Annotated in this window: 18 protein-coding genes and 1 tRNA gene; 8 read left to right on the top strand and 11 right to left on the bottom strand. The window is 64.0% G+C overall.

Annotation, left to right across the window (positions count from 1 at the left end):
* Positions 1-68: 68 nt before the first annotated feature.
* Positions 69-1,145 carry a 23S rRNA (cytidine(2498)-2'-O)-methyltransferase RlmM gene (gene rlmM / locus H6X51_RS03830; RefSeq protein ID WP_185266303.1) on the top strand — a complete coding sequence of 359 codons (1,077 nt, stop codon included), beginning with the start codon at positions 69-71 and terminating at the stop codon, positions 1,143-1,145.
* 169 nt (positions 1,146-1,314) lie between these two features.
* Complete coding sequence (gene tusA / locus H6X51_RS03825) at positions 1,315-1,566, top strand: sulfurtransferase TusA (RefSeq protein WP_185266191.1); 252 nt, start codon at positions 1,315-1,317, stop codon at positions 1,564-1,566.
* A 7-nt stretch (positions 1,567-1,573) separates the two neighbouring features.
* Here the strand turns inward: tusA and H6X51_RS03820 are convergent, their stop codons facing one another.
* Positions 1,574-2,983, bottom strand: coding sequence for an MATE family efflux transporter (locus H6X51_RS03820; RefSeq protein WP_185266190.1), 1,410 nt, complete (start codon positions 2,981-2,983; stop codon positions 1,574-1,576).
* A 66-nt stretch (positions 2,984-3,049) separates the two neighbouring features.
* Between H6X51_RS03820 and H6X51_RS03815 the strand changes: the two genes are divergently transcribed.
* Together H6X51_RS03815 and pdxB are read left to right on the top strand one after the other, a co-directional pair.
* Positions 3,050-3,586 carry an elongation factor P hydroxylase gene (locus H6X51_RS03815; protein WP_185266189.1) on the top strand — a complete coding sequence of 179 codons (537 nt, stop codon included), beginning with the start codon at positions 3,050-3,052 and terminating at the stop codon, positions 3,584-3,586.
* 78 nt (positions 3,587-3,664) lie between these two features.
* Positions 3,665-4,822: a 4-phosphoerythronate dehydrogenase PdxB gene (gene pdxB / locus H6X51_RS03810; protein WP_185266188.1), complete on the top strand. Its 1,158-nt coding sequence runs from the start codon at positions 3,665-3,667 to the stop codon at positions 4,820-4,822.
* Here the strand turns inward: pdxB and H6X51_RS03805 are convergent.
* From H6X51_RS03805 to H6X51_RS03795, 3 genes are all read right to left on the bottom strand, one after another.
* Positions 4,805-4,993 (bottom strand): PA1571 family protein, encoded by a 189-nt coding sequence (locus H6X51_RS03805; RefSeq protein WP_185266187.1) that lies wholly within the window; start codon positions 4,991-4,993, stop codon positions 4,805-4,807. The two genes, pdxB and H6X51_RS03805, sit on opposite strands and share 18 nt — an antisense overlap.
* Before the next feature lie 283 nt (positions 4,994-5,276).
* The gene (htpX, locus tag H6X51_RS03800; RefSeq protein ID WP_185266186.1) at positions 5,277-6,170 is read right to left on the bottom strand and encodes a protease HtpX; all 894 of its coding nucleotides are present in this window, start codon (positions 6,168-6,170) and stop codon (positions 5,277-5,279) included.
* A 229-nt stretch (positions 6,171-6,399) separates the two neighbouring features.
* On the bottom strand, positions 6,400-7,611 hold the full coding sequence (locus tag H6X51_RS03795; RefSeq protein WP_185266185.1) for a pyridoxal phosphate-dependent aminotransferase: 1,212 nt from the start codon (positions 7,609-7,611) through the stop codon (positions 6,400-6,402).
* 121 nt (positions 7,612-7,732) lie between these two features.
* Between H6X51_RS03795 and msrB the strand changes: the two genes are divergently transcribed.
* Positions 7,733-8,131, top strand: a complete 399-nt coding sequence (msrB, locus tag H6X51_RS03790) for a peptide-methionine (R)-S-oxide reductase MsrB (RefSeq protein ID WP_185266184.1) — start codon at positions 7,733-7,735, stop codon at positions 8,129-8,131.
* Positions 8,132-8,234: 103 nt separating this feature from the next.
* On the top strand, positions 8,235-9,149 hold the full coding sequence (locus H6X51_RS03785; RefSeq protein ID WP_407925940.1) for an ATP-binding protein: 915 nt from the start codon (positions 8,235-8,237) through the stop codon (positions 9,147-9,149).
* Here the strand turns inward: H6X51_RS03785 and H6X51_RS03780 are convergent.
* From H6X51_RS03780 to H6X51_RS03765, 4 genes are all read right to left on the bottom strand, one after another.
* Entirely contained in the window at positions 9,090-10,307 is a 1,218-nt protein-coding gene (locus H6X51_RS03780; protein WP_185266183.1) for a CynX/NimT family MFS transporter, read from the bottom strand. The two genes, H6X51_RS03785 and H6X51_RS03780, sit on opposite strands and share 60 nt — an antisense overlap.
* 102 nt (positions 10,308-10,409) lie before the next feature.
* Positions 10,410-11,582 carry an aspartate aminotransferase family protein gene (locus H6X51_RS03775; RefSeq protein WP_185266182.1) on the bottom strand — a complete coding sequence of 391 codons (1,173 nt, stop codon included), beginning with the start codon at positions 11,580-11,582 and terminating at the stop codon, positions 10,410-10,412.
* A 2-nt stretch (positions 11,583-11,584) separates the two neighbouring features.
* On the bottom strand, positions 11,585-11,830 hold the full coding sequence (locus H6X51_RS03770) for a cytoplasmic protein (RefSeq protein ID WP_185266181.1): 246 nt from the start codon (positions 11,828-11,830) through the stop codon (positions 11,585-11,587).
* Positions 11,831-11,864: 34 nt separating this feature from the next.
* Positions 11,865-12,665, bottom strand: coding sequence for a YggS family pyridoxal phosphate-dependent enzyme (locus H6X51_RS03765; protein WP_185266180.1), 801 nt, complete (start codon positions 12,663-12,665; stop codon positions 11,865-11,867).
* Between the two features lie 102 nt (positions 12,666-12,767).
* Here H6X51_RS03765 and pdxR point away from each other — a divergent pair, with 102 nt between their 5' ends.
* Entirely contained in the window at positions 12,768-14,276 is a 1,509-nt protein-coding gene (gene pdxR, locus H6X51_RS03760) for a MocR-like pyridoxine biosynthesis transcription factor PdxR (RefSeq protein WP_185266179.1), read from the top strand.
* Positions 14,277-14,324: 48 nt separating this feature from the next.
* Here pdxR and H6X51_RS03755 read toward each other — a convergent pair.
* The 3 genes from H6X51_RS03755 to H6X51_RS03745 all read right to left on the bottom strand — a co-directional run bounded on the left by H6X51_RS03755 (position 14,325) and on the right by H6X51_RS03745 (position 16,858).
* Positions 14,325-14,398: transfer RNA gene (locus H6X51_RS03755), tRNA-Gly, on the bottom strand.
* 41 nt (positions 14,399-14,439) lie between these two features.
* On the bottom strand, positions 14,440-15,696 hold the full coding sequence (locus tag H6X51_RS03750; RefSeq protein ID WP_185266178.1) for a cytochrome P450: 1,257 nt from the start codon (positions 15,694-15,696) through the stop codon (positions 14,440-14,442).
* A gap of 169 nt (positions 15,697-15,865) precedes the next feature.
* Positions 15,866-16,858: an LLM class flavin-dependent oxidoreductase gene (locus tag H6X51_RS03745; protein WP_221627206.1), complete on the bottom strand. Its 993-nt coding sequence runs from the start codon at positions 16,856-16,858 to the stop codon at positions 15,866-15,868.
* 348 nt (positions 16,859-17,206) lie between these two features.
* Here H6X51_RS03745 and flhA point away from each other — a divergent pair, with 348 nt between their 5' ends.
* On the top strand, positions 17,207-19,333 hold the full coding sequence (gene flhA / locus H6X51_RS03740) for a flagellar biosynthesis protein FlhA (protein ID WP_185266176.1): 2,127 nt from the start codon (positions 17,207-17,209) through the stop codon (positions 19,331-19,333).
* Positions 19,334-19,336: the final 3 nt, after the last annotated feature.

Below are 19,336 nucleotides of genomic sequence, written 5' to 3'. Positions count from 1 at the left end.
GTCAGCGCTGGCCTCATGTCCTGCGCGGCGTTAGAGTAGCGCCCTTATCAGCGCAGGGGTTGTTCGCCATGCAGGAATTGTTGTTGCACTGCCGTCCGGGTTTTGAAAGCGAGGCTGCCGCCGAGATGCAGGAGCTGGCCGGCGAACAGGGTATCGCCGGGTATGCGGTTACCCGTGATGGCGCTGCCGTGGTGCGCTTCGTCTGCCCGGAGCAGGGGGATGCCGGTCGGTTGATGCGCAGGCTGAATTTCCGCGAGCTGATCTTCGTCCGCCAGTGGGCGCTGGGTAGCTGGTTGGATGTCCCGGCGGAAGACCGCATTGCGCCGATCCTGGCCGCTTGTGCCCAGGGTCCGATTGCCTCGCAGCTGTGGCTGGAAACCGCCGACACCAATGAGGGCAAGGCGCTGGCGGCACTGACCAAGAAGCTTGTGCGGCCGCTGCAGACCGCGCTGACCAAGACCCGCTTCGTGCGTCCGGCCAAAACTGATGCTCCGCGCCTGCATGTCCTGTTCGAGAGTGGCGAGCGGTTGTTCGTCGGCTGGTCCTGGGCGGACAATGCCGCTGCCTGGCCGATGGGTATCCCGCGGCTGAAGTTCCCCCGCGAAGCACCCAGCCGTTCGACCCTGAAGCTGGAGGAAGCCTGGCATCATTTCATCCCGCGCGACGAGTGGGACAGCCGCCTGGCGCCGGGCATGACCGCCGTGGACCTGGGCGCCGCGCCCGGCGGCTGGACCTGGCAACTGGTCAACCGTCATATGAAGGTCACCGCGGTGGACAACGGACCCATGGCCAGGAGCCTGATGGACAGCGGCCAGGTCGAGCATGTCCAGGCCGATGGCTATCTGTTCAAGCCGAAGAAGCCGGTGCAATGGATGGTCTGCGATATCGTCGACAAGCCGGCGCGCAGCAGCGCATTGCTGGCACGCTGGCTGACCCGTGGCTGGTGCCGCGAGGCGATCATCAATTTCAAGCTGCCGATGAAGCAGCGTTACCGGGAAGTCATGCAATGCCTGGAGCACGTCCAGGATGCACTGGATGCCGCTGACATCCGGGCGGCGATTGCCTGCAAGCAGCTGTACACCGATCGCGAGGAAGTCACCTGCCATGTGCGGGTGCTGCATGCGGGGAGCTACCGGGTGCAATAGTCCGTGGCGCCTGGCAGTCTTATCGCGGCGGGACGCTGCTCCCACCGTTTCAGTACAGATCGCGCTTGCCCTGGTGGGAGCGGCGCCCCGCCGCGATGGAGCCCGGTAACTGGTAAGAGCCAATGCTTTTGCGGATAATCCCCGCATCGCAATACAGGACCAGCCCGACATGAGTAACGCCGTATCTCCACCTTCAGCACAACTCGATGCCCGTGGGCTGTTCTGCCCGGAGCCGGTCATGCTGCTGCACAATGCCGTGCGCGATCTGCCGGCGGGCGAGTGCCTGGAGGTGCTGGCCACCGATCCGTCCACCCAACGCGATATTCCGCGCTTCTGCAGCTTTCTCGGCCACCAGTTGCTCGAGCAGCAGGAAGTGGCCGGGGAGTTTCGCTATCTGATCCGCAAGGGCGCCGCCGCCTGACGCCCCCTCACTTGCGCAGCAGGTGGCTGCTGTCCAGCGGGAAGTTGCGCTTGCGCCGGCCACCGACTACCGCCAGGCGGATCGACAGGAACAGTGCCGCAGCTGTCAGGCCGATGATCAGGCCCTTCCAGAACCCCGCCGGCCCCTCGGCCGGCCCCCATAGATCGGTCAGACCCAGCACATAGCCACTGGGCAGCCCGATCAGCCAGTAGGCGATCATGGTCAACAGCATCGGGATGCGGGTGTCCTGGTAGCCACGCAGTGCGCCGGCGCAGGCCACCTGCACCGAATCGGAGAACTGGTAGAGGGCGGCATAGAGCAGCAGGCTGGTGGTCAGCGCCAGCACCTGCGGGTCATTGGTGTAGATGTACGGCAACACATCAGCCAGCAGGTAGATGAAGCAGGCCGCCAGGGTGGCGAACAACAGCGCCACGGCGATACCGACCTTGGCCGCGAACAGCCCGGCCCGGGCACCCTGCATGCCGAGGTTGTGGCCGACCCGTACGGTGATCGCCAGGCCCAGGCTGAAGGGCACCATGAACACCAGCGAGCTGAAGTTCAGGGTCACCTGGTGGCTGGCCACCACCACGGCGCCGAGGCTGCCGATCAGCAGGGCGATCAGCGCGAACATGCTGGTTTCGGAGAACAGCGAGATACCGATCGGCAGGCCCAGCCCCAGCAGGTTGCGCTGCACGCTCCAGCGCGGCCACTCGAAGCGCTCGAACAGACGGCAGGCGTCATAGATCCTGGTGCGCTTGAGATAGACCAGCATGCAGCCGAGCATGAACCACATCACCACGGTGGTGGCGACGCCACAACCGACGCCGCCCATGGCCGGGAAGCCGAGCTTGCCATAGATCAAGATGTAGTTGACCGGGACGTTGAGGATCAGCCCGAGAAAGCCGATCACCATGCTCGGCTTGGTGCGCGACAGCCCATCGGTCAGGCCGCGCAAAGCCTGGTACATGCCGATCGCCGGGAAACCCAGCGCCACGGCCCGCAGGTAGGCCACGGTCTTGGGCATCAGTACCGGATCGATCTGCGCCCAGTACAGTATCGGCTCCACGGCGCACAGCGCCAGACCGGAAAGGATGCCCAGGCACAGGCCGAGCCATAACCCCTGGCGCACCAGCGGGCCGGTGTCAGCAGGCCGGCCGGCACCGTTGCTGGCGGCGACCTTGGAGGTGACGATCATCAGCACGCCGGTCAGGAACAGGAAGGTCGGTACCCAGAACGAGTTGCCCAGCGCCACCGCCGCCAGGTCGACGGCACTGACCCGTCCGGCCATGGCGGTATCGACGAAGCCGATCAGGGTGTGCGACAACTGCGCTGCGATGATGGGCAGCGCGAGCCAGATCAGCGCGCGCAATTCTGTTACACTGCGGCGCCAGCGGGACGGGGTTTCTCGGATAGTCATCTGGGTACTACATCTGCGGGAAAAGCAGCCCATCCTATCAATTTGCCGGTTATTGTCCACCACTCGATGACACACCACTGCCAGGATCTGATCCGTCTGTTCGCCGCCTGCTTCGCCGATGAATTCAACACCCGGCTGGTCGGGGGTGGGGCCGAGCCGATCTACCTGCCGGCCGATGCGCACGAGCCGATGCACCGTATCATCTTCACCCATGATTATTACCGCAGTGCGCTGCACGAGATCGCCCATTGGTGCGTTGCCGGGCAGGCACGCCGTCAACTGGTCGATTTCGGCTACTGGTACGCGCCGGATGGGCGCAGCAGCGAGCAGCAGAACGCCTTCGAGCAGGTCGAGGTCAAGCCGCAGGCGCTGGAGTGGCTGTTCTGCGAGGCCGCCGGCCATCCGTTCCGCGTCAGCCTGGACAACCTGAGTGGCGAGGCCACCGATCCCGGCCCCTTCAAGTGGCGGGTCATCGAGCAGGTGCAGAGCTATCTGGATAACGGCATTCCGCAGCGTGCGGCGCGCTTCGTCGATGCGCTGCTGGGGCATTATCGTCCGGGTGCCACGCTGCAGCACCAGGCGTTCAGTTTCGAGCGGCTGTGACCCGATACGCCGGCGCCTGGCTGGACAGATGCCGGATGCCTTCCGACAATGCAATCAAACCCTGCGGAGCAGACACCGATGCACATAGTCGCTGATGAAAACATTCCCCTGCTGGATGAATTCCTCGCCGGATTCGGGCGCCTGACCCGGTTGCCCGGGCGCCTGATCGATCACACCTCGGTCAGCGACGCGGATGTGCTGCTGGTGCGCTCGGTGACCCAGGTCAGCGCCGCGATGCTGGCCGGCACGCCGGTGCGTTTCGTCGGTACCTGCACCATAGGTACCGACCACCTGGACCTGGCGGGGCTGGCGGCGGCGGGTATCGAGGTCGCCAGCGCGCCCGGCTGCAATGCACGGGGGGTGGTGGAGTATGTGCTCAGCTGCCTGCTGACCCTGTCCGAGCGCAGCGCCAGCGCCTGGCAGGACAGGACCGTCGGCATCATCGGGGTCGGCGAGGTGGGCGGGCGCCTGGCGACCACGCTGCAGGCACTGGGCATCCGCTGCCTGCTCTGCGATCCACCGCGTGCCGAGCGCGGCGAGCAGGGCTTTGTCAGCCTGGATGAGTTGCTCGGCCAGAGTGATGTGATCAGTTGCCATGTCCCGCTGACCTCCAGCGGCGCCCATGCCACCCGGCATCTGCTCGACGAGCAGCGCCTGCGTGCGCTGCGCCCCGGCACCTGGCTGATCAACAGCAGCCGCGGCCCGGTGATCGACAATACCGCCCTGTCCCGGGTGCTGCAGCAGCGCAGCGATTTGCTGGTAGCGCTGGACGTCTGGGAAGCCGAGCCGCTGGTCGATCCGCAGCTGGCGGCCCGCTGCGCACTGGCGACGCCGCATATCGCCGGCTACAGCCTCGATGGCAAGTTGCGTGGCACCGCCCAGATATACCAGGCGCTGTGCCGCTTCCTGGACGTGCCGGTTACGCTCAGCCTGGAGCAACTGGCACCGCGAATCGGAGCGGGGGAGTGGAGTGTGGAGCCGGGTACGCCGCCGGACTGGCTGCTGGCCAAGGCGCTGCGCCAGGTCTATGACGTGCGTGACGATGATGCCCGCCTGCGCGCCATGCTGGGGGGGGCGGCATCGGAGCAGGCCAGTCGGGAAGGGTTCGATCGGTTGCGCAAGGACTATCCGTTGCGCCGGGAATGCAATCTGCTGCGTATCAGGACCGCCGCATCCGAGCCACAGGTGGCCCGGAGATTGCTGGCGGCCGGGTTCGTGTCAGCGGGCTCCGACTGAGCGGGGCGCCACCCATTGCTGTTCCAGTGCTTCACAGGCCTGCTGGATCATGCGTTCGGTAATGGCAATCTCCCGACCGTGTTCATCCACCAGATAACCCCGTGCCTGCAGAGACGGGCGGGGTAGGTGATCGGTCAGGGAACGCTGCTTCTGCTGTACCTGTAGACTCATGGAATTTCTCCAGATCAGTTCTCATCGGGTAAGGTGTCGGCAGCTCTGCGGTGCCTGACACAAAGCAAAGCATAGACCAGTCTTGTGACTACCGGATGACAGAAAGTATCCCCGCAGGCGCTGTAGGACGCTGGTTTCAGGCTGCCAACCCAGGTCATGGTTCATCCGGTGACAAGCGAAACCGCAGGGGAATCAGTAGCTTGTCTTCAGAAGTTGCAGCAGAGGATGAGACTCTGAAAAAAAGCCCCCGCACAGGGCGGGGGCTGGTTTACCACTTGCTCGATCAGCGATAGTTGCCGGCGCGCAGTGCGGCGATACGCTGCTCCAGCGGCGGGTGGGTCATCAGCAGGCCGGCCAGCCCATTCTTCAGGTTGCCGTTGATGCCGAAGGCGGTCATCTCGCCCGGCATCTCCACCGGGATACCCTGTTCGGCGCGCAGGCGCTCCAGGGCGGCGATCATGTTGCCGCTGCCGGTCAGCTGCGCCGCGGCCGCATCGGCACGGAACTCGCGCTGGCGTGAGAACCACATGACGATGATGCTGGCCAGGATGCCGAGTACCAGTTCGGCAGCGATGGTCGCGATGAAGTAGCCGATACCGGGGCCGCTACCCTCGTTCTTGAATACCGCGCGGTCGACGAAGTTGCCGATGATGCGGGCGAAGAACATGACGAAGGTGTTCACCACGCCTTGGATGAGGGTCAGGGTGACCATGTCGCCATTGGCCACGTGGCCGACTTCGTGGGCCATGACCGCCTTGATCTCGTTCGGGCTGAAGCGCTGCAGCATGCCCTCGGAAACAGCGACCAGCGAGGCATTCTTGTTCCAGCCGGTGGCGAAGGCGTTGGAGGCGCGCGACGGGAAGATCGCCACCTCCGGCATGCCGATGTTGGCGTCGCGCGCCAGTTCGGCGACGGTATCCACCAACCACTGTTCCTGGCGGGTCTGCGGCTGGGTGATGACCCGGGCGCCGGTGCTGCGCTTGGCCATCCACTTGGACATGAACAGGGAAACGAAGGAACCGGCGAAGCCGATCACCGCACAGAAGATCAGCAGCGAGGTCAGGTTCATCCCGCCCTGGCCGTCGTGGATACTCCCCACGCCGAGCAGGCTCAGGGTAATGCTGGCAACCAGGACGATGGCAAGGTTGGTCGCCAGGAAAAGCAGAATACGCATCATGTAAGTGAAGCTCCTATGGATACATGGGGAGTATATTTGGGGCTGGCGGCACGGGATTCAATCGACAGTCTGTTTCAAAGCGTGTCGAGTCGGGTTGCTCACAACAGCCCCGGGTTGTCGAGCGCCTGCTCGACGACAGGTTTCAGCGCACTGGGAACAACAGGTGCAGCGCCTGAACGCGGGCCGGGGCGTTGACCCCGGGTTAGCGTGCGAGGGCTTGCAAGGCAATCTACTGCTTGTAGCTGTGCAGGAAATTGGCGATGCGCCCGATGGCCATTTCCAGGTCGTCCTTGCGGGGCAGCGAGACGATGCGGAAGTGGTCCGGCCACGGCCAGTTGAAGGCGGTACCCTGGACAATCAGGATCTTCTCCTGCAGCAGCAGGTCGAGCACCATCTTCTCGTCGTTGTGAATCGGATAGACCTTGGGGTCCAGCTTGGGGAACAGGTACAGCGCGCCCTTGGGCTTGGTGCAGCTGACGCCGGGGATTTCGTTGAGCAGTTCCCAGGCGGTATCCCGCTGCTCCAGCAGCCGGCCACCGGGCAGGATCAGGTCGTTGATGCTCTGGTAGCCGCCCAGCGCGGTCTGGATCGCATGCTGGGCCGGCACGTTGGCGCACAGGCGCATGGAGGACAGGATCTCCAGTCCTTCGATATAGCTGGCGGCGCGCTGCTTGGGGCCGCTGATGATCATCCAGCCGGAACGGAAGCCCGCCACCCGGTAGGACTTGGACAGACCGTTGAAGGTCAGGCACAGCAGGTCCGGTGCCACCGCCGCGAAGGAGTCGTGCTCGACGCCGTCGTAGAGAATCTTGTCGTAGATCTCGTCGGCCAGTACCAGCAGCTTGTGCTCGCGGGCGACCTCGGCCAGTTGCTCCAGTACCTCGCGCGGGTACACCGAACCGGTGGGGTTGTTCGGGTTGATCAGCACCATGGCCTTGGTGTTGGGGGTGATCTTGCTGCGGATATCCTCGATATCCGGATACCACTCCGATTGCTCATCGCACAGGTAATGCACCGGCTTGCCGCCGGACAGGCTGACGGCGGCGGTCCACAGCGGGTAGTCCGGCGCCGGGATCAGCACTTCATCGCCGTTGTTCAGCAGCGCCTGCATGGCCATCACGATCAGTTCGGAGACACCATTGCCGAGGTAGATGTCCTCGATACCGACACCCTGGATCTGCTTGGTCTGGCAATAGTGCATCACCGCCTTGCGCGCGGAGAACAGCCCCTTGGAGTCACTGTAGCCCTGGGCAGTGGAGAGGTTGAGAATCACGTCCTGGAGGATTTCCTCGGGCGCTTCGAAACCGAAGGGTGCCGGGTTGCCGATGTTCAGCTTGAGAATCCGGTGACCTTCCTCTTCGAGGCGCTTGGCATGGCGCAGGACCGGCCCGCGAATGTCGTAGCAGACATTGGCCAATTTGTTGGACTTGCTAACCTGCATGATACTTACCTGTAAATCATCGGTTGATGAGAATGGGGCTGTGACCGCGAAAGCAAAGCGAGCATGATACGACTGCGATTGCAGCGAAGAAAGCCCGAACGACAACCTTGTGGAGGAAATCATGGATAAAGTGATCAAAACGGACGATGCCTGGCGTGAACAGCTGAGCGACACGCAATATCAGGTGTGTCGTCTGAGGGGCACCGAGCGGCCTTTTTCCGGTGAGTACCATCGCAAGGGCGAACCGGGCCTGTACCACTGCGTGTGCTGCGATGCGCCGCTGTTCGATACCGACACCCAGTTCGATGCCGGGTGTGGCTGGCCCAGCTATTACGCTCCGGTCAGCGAGGACGCGGTCACCACCACCGAGGACTACAGCCACGGTATGCACCGCACCGAAGTGCTGTGTGCCCGCTGCGATGCCCACCTAGGTCACGTCTTCCCCGACGGGCCGCCGCCCACGGGGCTGCGCTATTGCATCAATTCGGTGTGCCTGCGGCTGGAACCGAGGGCGGCCTGAGCGGCTGTGGGGCAGGCGAGCCCGCTGGCTGTTGACCCACCGGTCGTTTTCCTCTTCCATAGCGGGCGCAACAGCACACCATCCACTTGCCAGGAAACCAGCCATGTCCGATATCACCACCGCCGACTTCATGCAGCGTGTCGTCCGCTTTCTCGATCGATACGAGCAGAGCCTGCCGCCGGTACAGCCGCAGATAGACTGGAGCGAGGTACGGGCGGCGCGTTGGGTCGGGCAGGGTGACAGCGGCTGGCTCAAGCCATTGCAGCTCACCGCCGGGCATGGACTGAGCGATCTGGTGGGAGTGGACCGACAGAAACAGCTGCTGCAGGCCAATACCGAGCAGTTCGTCAAGGGCCTGCCGGCCAACAACGCCTTGCTGTGGGGCGCACGGGGCACCGGCAAGTCGTCACTGGTTCGGGCACTGCTGGCCGCCTGGGCGGACCAGGGCCTGCGCCTGATCGAGATCGACAAGGGCGACCTGGTGCACCTGCCGGCGCTGGTGGCGCAGATCAGCGGGCAGCCGTGGCGCTTTCTGCTGTTCTGTGATGACCTGGCCTTCGAGGCCGGTGACAACGCCTACAAGACACTGAAGACGGTACTCGACGGCTCGGTCGAGGCGACCCCGGACAATCTGCTGCTGTATGCCACCTCCAACCGTCGCCACTTGCTGCCCGAGCAACGCAGCGACAACCTGGCTGCCAGCATGGTCGATGGCGAGCTGCATCCCGGCGAGGCGATCGAGGAGAAGATCGCCCTGTCGGACCGTTTCGGCCTGTGGGTGTCCTTCTACCCGTTCACTCAGGATCACTACCTGGATGTGGTACGCCACTGGCTGACCAGCATGGCGCAGGAACTCGGGCTTGAGTGGCAGTGGGACGAGGAACTGCAGAAGGAGGCCATCCGCTGGGCCCAGGCGCGCGGCAACCGCAACGGGCGCTGTGCCTGGCAGTTCGCACGGTCATGGATCGGTAAGGCGCTGCTGGTCGGGCACGACATTGACCGGCCGGGCCGCATATAAGCCAAAACCGAGCTGGAACAATTGCAACACCAGCATGCTGGCCAGTGCCCATTGCCAGTGACCACTGATATCGCGCAGCAGGCCGAGGGAGAAGGGCCCCAGTGCCGCGAGCAGGTAACCGATGCTCTGAGCCATGGCCGACAGCGCGGTGGCCTGGACCGGGTTGGCGGCCCGCAACACGAAGAACGACAGTGCCAGGCTGAGCGCGCAGCCACAGCCCACCCCGATCAACGAGGCCCACAATAGCGCCGCTGAAGGATGCAACCACAGCCCGGCAATGCCGACGAAGGAGGAGGCGAAGGTGCCCAGCACCAGCAGGCGCTGGTTACGCATCCTCGCCGCGAGCATGGGTACGAACAGGTTGAAAGGGATGCTCACCAGATTGATGAGCGCGGTAGCGGTGCCAGCCTGATGGGCATCAAGACCGCTTTCCAGCAGGATCTTGGGCAGCCAGGTGGCCATGGAATAGAAATAGAAGGATTGCAGTCCCATGAACAGGGTGATGGCCCAGGCTACCTTGTCGCGCCAGAGGCTGATCCGTGTCAGCTGGCCGAGCCTTTCCACACTCTTGACCCGGAGCATGGGCAGCCAGAACAGCAGGCAGAACAGCGGCAGCACTGCCCACAAGGCGACCGGATAGCGCCAACTGCCGAACTGCTCCATCAGCGGTACCGCCAGATACACTCCCAGGCCGGCTCCCAGACTCAGGGTTACCGAATACAGGCCAGTCATCAGCCCGACCTGGCGCGGGAAAAAGGATTTGACCAGGCCGGGAATCAGCACGTTGAGCACGGCGATCGCCGAGCCCAGCAGCAGCGTACCCAGAATCACCAAGGGGTACTGTTCCAGCAGGCGCAGGGTGACCCCGAGGCTGATCAGCAGCAGGCCGGCAATGGCCAGCTGTTGGGGAGCCCAGCGCCGGGACAGCCAGGGCACGGCTATGGACACCACGCCAAAGCACAGCAGCGGCAGGGTAGTCAGCAGGCTGAAGGCGCTGGCGTTGATGGCCAGGGTGTCGCGGATTTCCATCACCAGTGGGCCGACCACCACCAACCCGCCACGCAGGTTGGCGGCGGCCAGCAACAAGGCGGCAATGGCGAGAGTGGCAATGAGAGGGCGGCCGCTGAACGGACCACCGGGTCGGGTTGTTACTGTCATCGCTTGGGCCTTCAGGAGTGCGGAGTGGGCAGAGCGGGTATTGCGCAAGGTGCTGGATGGTACTCCCTCTGCCCCTTCAACTCCACAGGTTGCCGGCGGCGTTCAGTTCAGCAAGCGGGTGAGGCGCCGGACGATGTCATCGATCTGAGCGTCGCTGCAGATCAGCGGCGGCAGCAGGCGGATGGTTCTGCCCCGGGTGACGCTGATCAGCAGGCGCTCCTGCGCCAGCGCCCGGTACACCAGTTCCTCGCATGCTCGATCCAGTTCGATGCCGACCATCAGGCCCTGCCCGCGGATACCGACGATACCGGGGGCGCCATGCAGTCCGGCGCGCAGCCCCTGCAGCAGGCGCTCGCCCAGGCGAGCGGCACGCCCGGGCAACTGCTCACGCTGCATTACCTCGATGACCGCGCAGCCGACCCGGCAGGCCAATGGACTGCCACCGAAGGTAGAGCCATGGCTGCCAGGGGCCAGCAGGGTGGCGGCCTTGCCCCGAGCCAGGCAGGCGCCGATGGGGAAGCCATTGCCCAGCCCCTTGGCCAGGGTGATGACGTCCGGCAGCACAGCGCTGTGCTGATAGCCGAACCAGGCACCGGTGCGGCCCATACCGGTCTGCACCTCGTCGACCATGAACAGCCAGTTGTGCTCATCGCACAGCCGGCGCAGGGCCTGCAGGTAGGCTGGGGAAGCGGGACGCACACCACCTTCACCCTGCACCGGCTCGACCAGCACGGCGACGATATTCGGCGTGGCTGCGGCAGCCTGCTGCAGGGCCCCGATATCATCGTAGGGCAGGCGTACGAAGCCGGGCATCAGTGGCTCGAAGCCCCGGTGCACAGCAGGGTTGCCAGTGGCTGCCAGGGTAGCGAAAGTGCGCCCATGGAAGCTGTTTTCCATCACCAGCACCTGGGGCTGGGATATGCCCAGGCTGTTAGCGTGCAGGCGGGCCAGCTTGAGTGCGGTCTCGTTGGCTTCCGCGCCGGAATTGCAGAAAAAGCCCCGCTGCATACCGGAGAGTGCACAGAGCTGTTCGCTCAGTCGCTCCTGCCAGGGAATGCCGAACATGTTGGATGTGTGCAGCAACAGGTCGGCTTGCTCGGCAAGGGCGCGAGCTACCTCGGGGTGGGCATGGCCGATATTGGTGACCGCGACCCCGGCGATGGCATCGAGATACTCGATCCCATCCTCGTCCCACAGGATGGCGCCAAGGCCGCGCACGAAGGATAGCGGCTGACGGGTGTAGACGGGCATCAGAAAGGAAGAGGTAGCGGGCATGTTCAGCATTCTTTCGGCAGGTTGGCAGGTGTGAAGATCGGGTTGCTGTAGAGCACGCGCACGCCGTCAGGGCTGCTTTCCAGCACGCGCTGCTCGCTTCTGGCAACAAACAGCTCAAGGCGGTAGCCCTCCGTTTCCGGCAGGCGAAGGGCAAGCTCGGCTACGGCTTCCAGCGACCAGGGGAGGGAGGAGTCGAAATGGCCCAGCAGCCGGTCATGGCGATGGATTATGAGTCGATGGGTATGCATGGTGTCACTCTGTAGGCAAGGATGAGTAAGGGCTTCACTGCTCTGGTGCAGTCGGCCAGTAATGGCTGTCCGGCGTGGCGCGTGCACCGAATATCGCCTGGCCAACACGCACCACCGTGGCTCCTTCCTCGATGGCGATCTCGAAGTCACCGGACATGCCCATCGACAGCTCATCCAGCCCGATGCCGACAGGCGCGCCCTGTCGCAACCGATCACGCAGATTGCGCAGCAGCACGAAGCAGCGGCGCACCCGCTCGGCCTCGCTGGAGAACAGCGCCAGTGTCATCAGTCCGCGTACGCGCAGTGCCGAGAATGCAGGCAATGCCTGTAGGAAGGCCGGTACGTCCTCAGGGGACAGGCCGTACTTGCTGGCCTCGTCGGAGGTGTTGACCTGTACGAACACATCCAGCGAGCGCCCCTCGATCTGCAGGCGGCGATCGAGAGCTTCGGCGACTCGCAGACTGTCCAGCGCCTGGAATTCGCTGGCGAAGCGCGCCACCAGCTTGGCCTTGTTGGTCTGCAGATGGCCGATGACCGACCATTGCAGGTCGGTCAGGTCCTGCATCACCTGCCATTTCTGATGGGCTTCCTGCACCTTGTTCTCGCCCAGCATCCGGCAACCTGCCGCGTAGGCCAGCCGCAAACTGGCTTCGGGCTTGGTCTTGCTGACCGGCAGCAGGCGCACACTGGCCGGATCACGGCCGGCACGCTGGCAGGCCCGATCGATGCGCGCCTGCACCGCGGCCAGGTTATGGCGGAAATCCTCGACCGTGGTGGCCTGGGGATAACGGCCGTGCCGGTCATGATGGGTTTGGGTGTCGGAAGACTCGATCATCAGCTTGCTCGCCTGCAAATCAATAGATAGGTTGCAAAGGCTGTTTATAGCCCTAAAATGGACTGGTGTCGCCATCCACTTTTTCATGAAGATACAGACCAATTGTTCAGAAACGCCCAGCTTGAGTCGGTCAAGGCCTGGATCAACGATCCGGCGCAGGGGGCTTTGCCGCTGCATGCGCGCATCCAGCGGGCCATTCGGCAACTGATCCTCGACGGCGCGCTCGATGTGGGCAGGCCATTGCCTGCGTCACGTGCCCTGGCCAAGTCGCTGGAGGTCTCCCGGGATACGGTCGAGTCGGCCTACAGCCAGTTGCATGCCGAAGGTTTCATCGAGCGACGCGTCGGTAGTGGCAGTTTCGTGTCGGAGCGAGCGCAGCAATTGCCAGGACGGGGTAAGCCGCATCATGCCGCGGGCGGCAAGGCCTCGCCGCGTCTCAGCCAGCGCGGCAGTGCGATATTCAGCAGTGGTGGCCTGCGCGACTTCCTGACCCCACGTCCGTTTGCACCTGGCGTGCCGGAAACACGCAGCTTTCCATTGCAGACCTGGGAACGTCTCGAACGGCAGGTATTGAAGGAGTATGGCACCCGGATACTGCTGCACAGCCCACCCCAGGGTATGGAACCATTGCGCCGCGCCATCGCCGACTATGTCAATCTTGAGCGTGGCGCGCGGGCTACGCCGGATCGGGTGCTGGTGCTGACCAGTTCCCAGCAGGCACTGAGCCTGTGCGCGAGCGTGCTGCTCGATGCCGGCGAGCGGATATTCATCGAAGACCCCGCATACCACGGGGCACGCAAGGCATTCGATGCCGCCGGATTGGAATGCGTACCCATCCCTGTGGATGCCGACGGCTTGCGGGTGGAACATCTGGCCCAGGTGTCAGCCGCCACGAGGGAGGCGCCCAAAGCGGTATTCCTGACACCCTCACACCAGTTCCCGAGCGGGGCGACACTGGCACTGGACAGGCGGCTGGCTGTCATCGAATGGGCCAGGCAGCACGAAAGCTGGATCATCGAGGACGACTACGACAGCGAGTTCCACTACGAGGGCAAGCCGACCGCCTGCGTGCAAGGGCTCGATCCGCATGAGCGGACGATCTATATCGGTACCTTCACCAAATCGCTGTTCCCCGGCCTGCGCATCGGCTACATGGTGCTGCCATCGTCCCTGGTCACTCCCATGACCGTGGCGCGCACCCTGCTGGATGGGCACAGCGCGCCGATTCCGCAACTCACCCTGGCGCGTTTCATGGAGGGCGGACACCATGGTGCGCATATCCGGACGATGCGGGCCCTCTACGCCAAACGGCGCGACGTGCTGGCCCAACTGGTACACGAGTATCTGGCCGATTACCTGGAACCACGGGTACCGGCAGGGGGCATGCAGATGCCCTGCGTATTCACCCGCGATATTCCTGAGCGCGAAGCTGTGGCCTCGGCACGCCAGGCTGGCATAGACCTGTTGGGGTTGACGGCGCTGCATGCGTCCAGCCGGCACCAGGCGGGTTTTCTCATGGGATTTGCCGCCCATGCGCCACATGAGATGGAGGCCGCCGTGAAGACGTTGGTGAAGGTGTTGAGGGCGCTGACCAGCCAGTCACCCGCATAGCTCTGTTCGGGGTGTTGCCTGACCGTAGGTTTCTGAAAAAAGAGGAAGTGGAGCGGGTGAAGGGAATCGAACCCTCGTCGTAAGCTTGGGAAGCTTCTGCTCTACCATTGAGCTACACCCGCAGCGCGACGCATTTTACGCAGGTTTGTCCGGGTTCGGCAATCTATTGTGCCGGGCCGGTGGGACGTACCTGCTCGATGATGAAGCGGCTGTGGATGGTCGCTGGCATGCGTGACAGGGAAATCTCCAGATTCTGCGCCGGTACCTGGTAGGTCATGCGGGTGGTCAGCAGGTGCAGGGCGGATTTCAGCAGTTCGATGGTCAGCCATTCGCCCGCGCAGCGATGGCCGTGGGAATACTCGCCGCCACCCTGGGGGATGAAGTTGAAGGGGCTCTTGTCCCAGTTGGCGAACTGCTCGGGGCAGAAGCTGTCCGGTTGTGGCCAGGTTCGTGGGTCATGGTTGGTGCCATGCAGGTCCAGCAGCATCCAGTCGCCGGAGCGGAAATGATGGTCGCGCCAGGTGAATGGCTGGCGCACGAGGCCGCCGACCACCGGAAAGAATGGATAGAAGCGGCGGACTTCCTGGACGAATAGCTCGGCCAGGCCCGGCTCGCCATTGCCCAGGCGTTCCCGGTATTGCGGATGCTGGTGCAGGGCCAGGGCCGAGAAGGTGATATAGCGGGCCACGGCGACCACCGGGCGCAGCAGGTTCAGCAGCTCCACGGCGGCGGTCTTGTAGTCCGGATGATGGCCATGCAGCGCGGTATGGTGGGCGATGACTTCCAGTGGCGTATGCGGCCGGTCGCCGCTGGATTGGCTGCGTGCTGCGCGGATCTGCTGGCGTGCCCAGCGTTCGGTGCGCTGGCGCAGCAACTGGCCCTTCCAGTTGCGTGGGCCGATACTGCCGGCCCCTTCGATCATGGCTGTCAGTTCGGCGGTGCGCTGCTGGAGTTCATGTTCATCGAGGTGGATACCGACCCAGCGGCATACGCTGTGGCAGAGAATCCGCTCGACCTCATCCTGCAGAGTCACCGATGGCTGGCCCTGCCAGCGGGGTATCTGACGCTGCCATTGCTCCTCGAACAGCGTCATCAGCTGCGCCAGACGGGCCGGCCCCATCAGACCCATGAACATCTCCTTGCGTCGGGCATGTTCCTCGTCATCCAGCGTCAGCACGCTGCCGTGATCCTGCAGCAACGACAGGGTGGTCGGCGGCATGGCGCGCTGGCGGGTGAAGCGACCGGGGACGTAGAGCATGCGGGCGGCGTCCTCGCCGGTCAGGCAGTAGACCGGTCGCAGCATGATGCGGGTCTGAAAGATGTCGCTGCGGTACTCCCGACAGTGCTCGGAAATGAATCGATAGCCGTTGTCGAGGAACGCCTTGCTGCTGTCGAAGGCGGAGGTGCGGGGGATCTGCATAGCATGGCTCCCGGCAGGATGCGGTCGGTGGTCGTCAGAAATTTGGAAAAGAGGCTGGGAGCAAAGTTCGGTTTTTATGCGGACGCCGGCGGGTGCCGGGCCGTTGACGGGTATTGCGGGTCGCGTTGCCGGTGCAACCCGCAATAGCAGTGAGGCAGCCGTTGCGGTTTTACAGGCGTGCTGCCCGCATCAGCCGACGATAGCTGTCGCGGCGCTTGGCCTGGTCGTAGATGGGACTGTTGACGATCAGCTCGTCGGCACCGCTACGCTGCAGCAGGTCGGCCATCTGCTGGGCGACGCTCTGTTCGTCGCCGATCAGGGTGCCGGCCAGGGTCGAGAGCACCTGGTGGCGCTCATGGGGTTGCCACAGCGCGTCCATGTCTGGCACCGGTGGGCGCAGTTGCCCGCGTTCGCCGCGGATCATGTTGAGGAACGATTGCTGGTGCGAGCTGGCAAGGTAGTGCGCCTCGTCCCGGGTCTCGGCGACGAAGGCGTTGATGCCGAGCATGGCCAGTGGCTGTTGCAGCTCTGCCGAGGGCTGGAAGTTGTCACGGTAGTTGCGCATGGCGGCCATCATGTAATCGGGCGAGAACTGGCCGGCGAAGGCAAAGGGCAGGCCGAGGCTGGCGGACAACTGGGCGCTGAAGGTGCTGGAGCCGAGCAGCCAGATCGGGACGTTGAGGCCGGCGCCGGGTACGGCCACCAGTCGCTGACCGGGTTCCGGCTCGGCGAAGTAGTAGCGCAGTTCCTCCAGCATCTGCGGGAAGTCTTCCCCATCGGTGCGGCCGCGGCGCAGAGCGCGGGCGGTGGCCATGTCGGTACCCGGGGCGCGGCCCAGGCCCAGGTCGATACGGCCCGGATAGAGCGACTCCAGCGTGCCGAACTGTTCGGCGATCTGCAGTGGTGAGTGGTTCGGCAGCATGATGCCGCCCGAGCCGAGGCGAATGCGTTCGGTGCCGGCGGCCAGGTAGCCGATCACCACCGAGGTGGCGGCACTGGCGATGCCGGTCATGTTGTGATGCTCGGCGACCCAGAAGCGATGGTAACCCTCTTGCTCGGCGAAACGGGCCAGCTCCAGGCTGTTGCGCAGCGCCTGCGCCGGGGTCGAACCGAGGGTGACCGGGCAGAGATCGAGGATCGAGAGCGGTACGGCGGAAGTCATTATATTGGCTCCGGGACAACGGGATGTGTCGGCCATGCTAACCCTGTGGGGCGGTAGAGCATAGCCCTGGGCGGATATCCGAATGGCACTCTACTCCGTCATCCTCAGCGCAGGCTGAGGATCCAGGGTGTTGGTTGGCTCGGAGTGGCTGGTGGATCCTTCGCCTTCGCGAAGGATGACGGAAGTAGAGAGGGGGATGACGGGTGCAAGTGGAAGGTGACGGAGTGAGGGTGAGGACGGGGCACGCTGTGCCCTGCTCAGTTTTCTGGATATCTGGCTCGGTTCTTGCTTGAGTGAAGATGTGCGGAACTTTTGCGTCATTTTTTTGTTTCGGGGATCCTCAGGGTAATGGCCGTCAATCACAGTCAAGTCATCAATTCCATGCGCGGCAACCTGGCGGGGCTGCGCCATGGCAGCCTGGGCGTGCCGATCCTGCTGCTGGCGATGCTGGGCATGATGATGCTGCCGGTGCCGCCGTTTCTGCTCGACGTATTCTTCACCTTCAACATCGCGCTGTCGCTGGTGGTGTTGCTGGTCTGTGCCTATGCGCTGCGGCCGCTGGACTTCGCCGCTTTCCCGACCATCCTGCTGGTCGCTACTCTGCTGCGCCTGGCGCTCAACGTGGCCTCGACCCGGGTGGTGCTGCTGCACGGGCATGAGGGCGGGGATGCAGCAGGGAAGGTGATCGAGGCCTTCGGTGAGGTGGTGATCGGCGGTAACTTCGTGGTCGGTCTGGTGGTGTTCATCATCCTCATGGTGATCAACTTCGTGGTGGTGACCAAGGGCGCGGGGCGGATTTCCGAGGTCAGCGCGCGTTTCACCCTGGATGCCATGCCGGGCAAGCAGATGGCCATCGACGCCGACCTGAATGCCGGCCTGATCGATCAGGCGGAGGCCAAGACCCGTCGCCAGGAAGTCGCCCAGGAGGCGGACTTCTACGGCTCGATGGACGGTGCCAGCAAGTTCGTGCGTGGTGACGCCGTCGCTGGCCTGCTGATCCTGTTCATCAACGTCATCGGTGGTCTGGTCATCGGCATGGGGCAGCATGGACTGGGTTTTGCCGAGGCCGGCCGGATCTATATCATCCTGACCATCGGTGACGGCCTGGTGGCGCAGATTCCGTCGCTGCTGCTGTCCACCGCCGCGGCGATCATGGTTACCCGGGTGTCCACCTCCGAGGATATGGGCGGCCAGGTCAAGCGGCAGATGTTCGCCTCGCCCAAGGCGTTGGGTATCGCGGCGGCCATCATGATCGTCATGGGCCTGGTGCCCGGCATGCCGCACCTGTCGTTCCTCAGCCTGGGTGCCCTGGCGGCCGGCGGTGCCTGGTATATCGCCCAGCGTCAGAAGGCCAAGGCCGAGGAAGAGCAGGCCGCCGAGGAGCAGAAGGCGCAGCTGCCGGCGGCGCCGCGCCCGGAAACCCGTGAGCTGGGCTGGGATGACGTGACGCCGGTGGACATGGTCGGCCTGGAGGTTGGCTACCGGCTGATCCCGCTGGTCGACCGCAGTCAGGGTGGGCAACTGCTGGCGCGAATCAAGGGCATCCGCAAGAAGCTGTCGCAGGATCTGGGCTTCCTGATGCCCTCGGTGCATATCCGCGACAACCTGGACCTGGCGCCGAACGTCTACCGCATCACCCTGATGGGCGTCGGCGTGGCCGAGGCCGAGGTGTACGCCGACCGCGAACTGGCGATCAACCCCGGTCAGGTTTTCGGTGAGATCAAGGGTATTCCCGGCAAGGACCCGGCCTTTGGCCTGGAGGCGGTGTGGATCGAACCGATGCAGAAGGACCAGGCTCAGTCGCTGGGCTACACGGTAGTGGATGTCAGCACCGTGGTGGCCACCCATCTCAACCAGATCCTGCACAAGCACTCCCACGAGCTGCTCGGTCACGAGGAAGTTCAGCAACTGCTGAAAGTGCTGGCCAAGGCCTCGCCGAAACTGGCCGAAGAGCTGGTGCCGGGCATCATCTCGCTGTCCGGACTGCTCAAGGTATTGCAGGGCCTGCTGCAGGAGCAGGTGCCGGTGCGCGATATCCGCACTATCGCTGAGGCGATCGCCAACCAGTCGGGCAAGAGTCAAGATACCGGCGCGTTGATTGCTGCGGTGCGCGTCGCGCTGTCCCGCTCCATCGTCCAAGGCATTGTCGGGCTTGACTCCGAGCTGCCGGTGATCACCCTGGAACCAAGGTTGGAACAGATATTGCTTCAGAGTCTGCAGAAGGCCGGGCAGGGCAATGATGACGGTATTCTGCTGGAGCCGGGGATGGCGGAAAAGCTGCAGCGCTCACTGGCGGACATGGTGCAGCGCCAGGAAATGCAGGGCAAGCCGGCGATCCTGCTGGTGGCTGGACCGATCCGCAACATGATGGCGCGGTTCGTGCGTTACGCGGCTCCCGGCGCCCATGTGTTGTCCTACCAGGAAATACCGGACAGCAAGCAGGTCACCATCGTTGCCACGGTCGGACAGAATTGATTT

Origin of the sequence: Halopseudomonas xiamenensis (assembly GCF_014219065.1) — a bacterium.
In the GTDB taxonomy this organism is placed as follows: domain Bacteria; phylum Pseudomonadota; class Gammaproteobacteria; order Pseudomonadales; family Pseudomonadaceae; genus Halopseudomonas; species Halopseudomonas xiamenensis.
The sequence above is the reverse complement of the archived record's forward strand: the minus strand, read 5'-3'. Positions and strand labels throughout refer to the sequence as shown.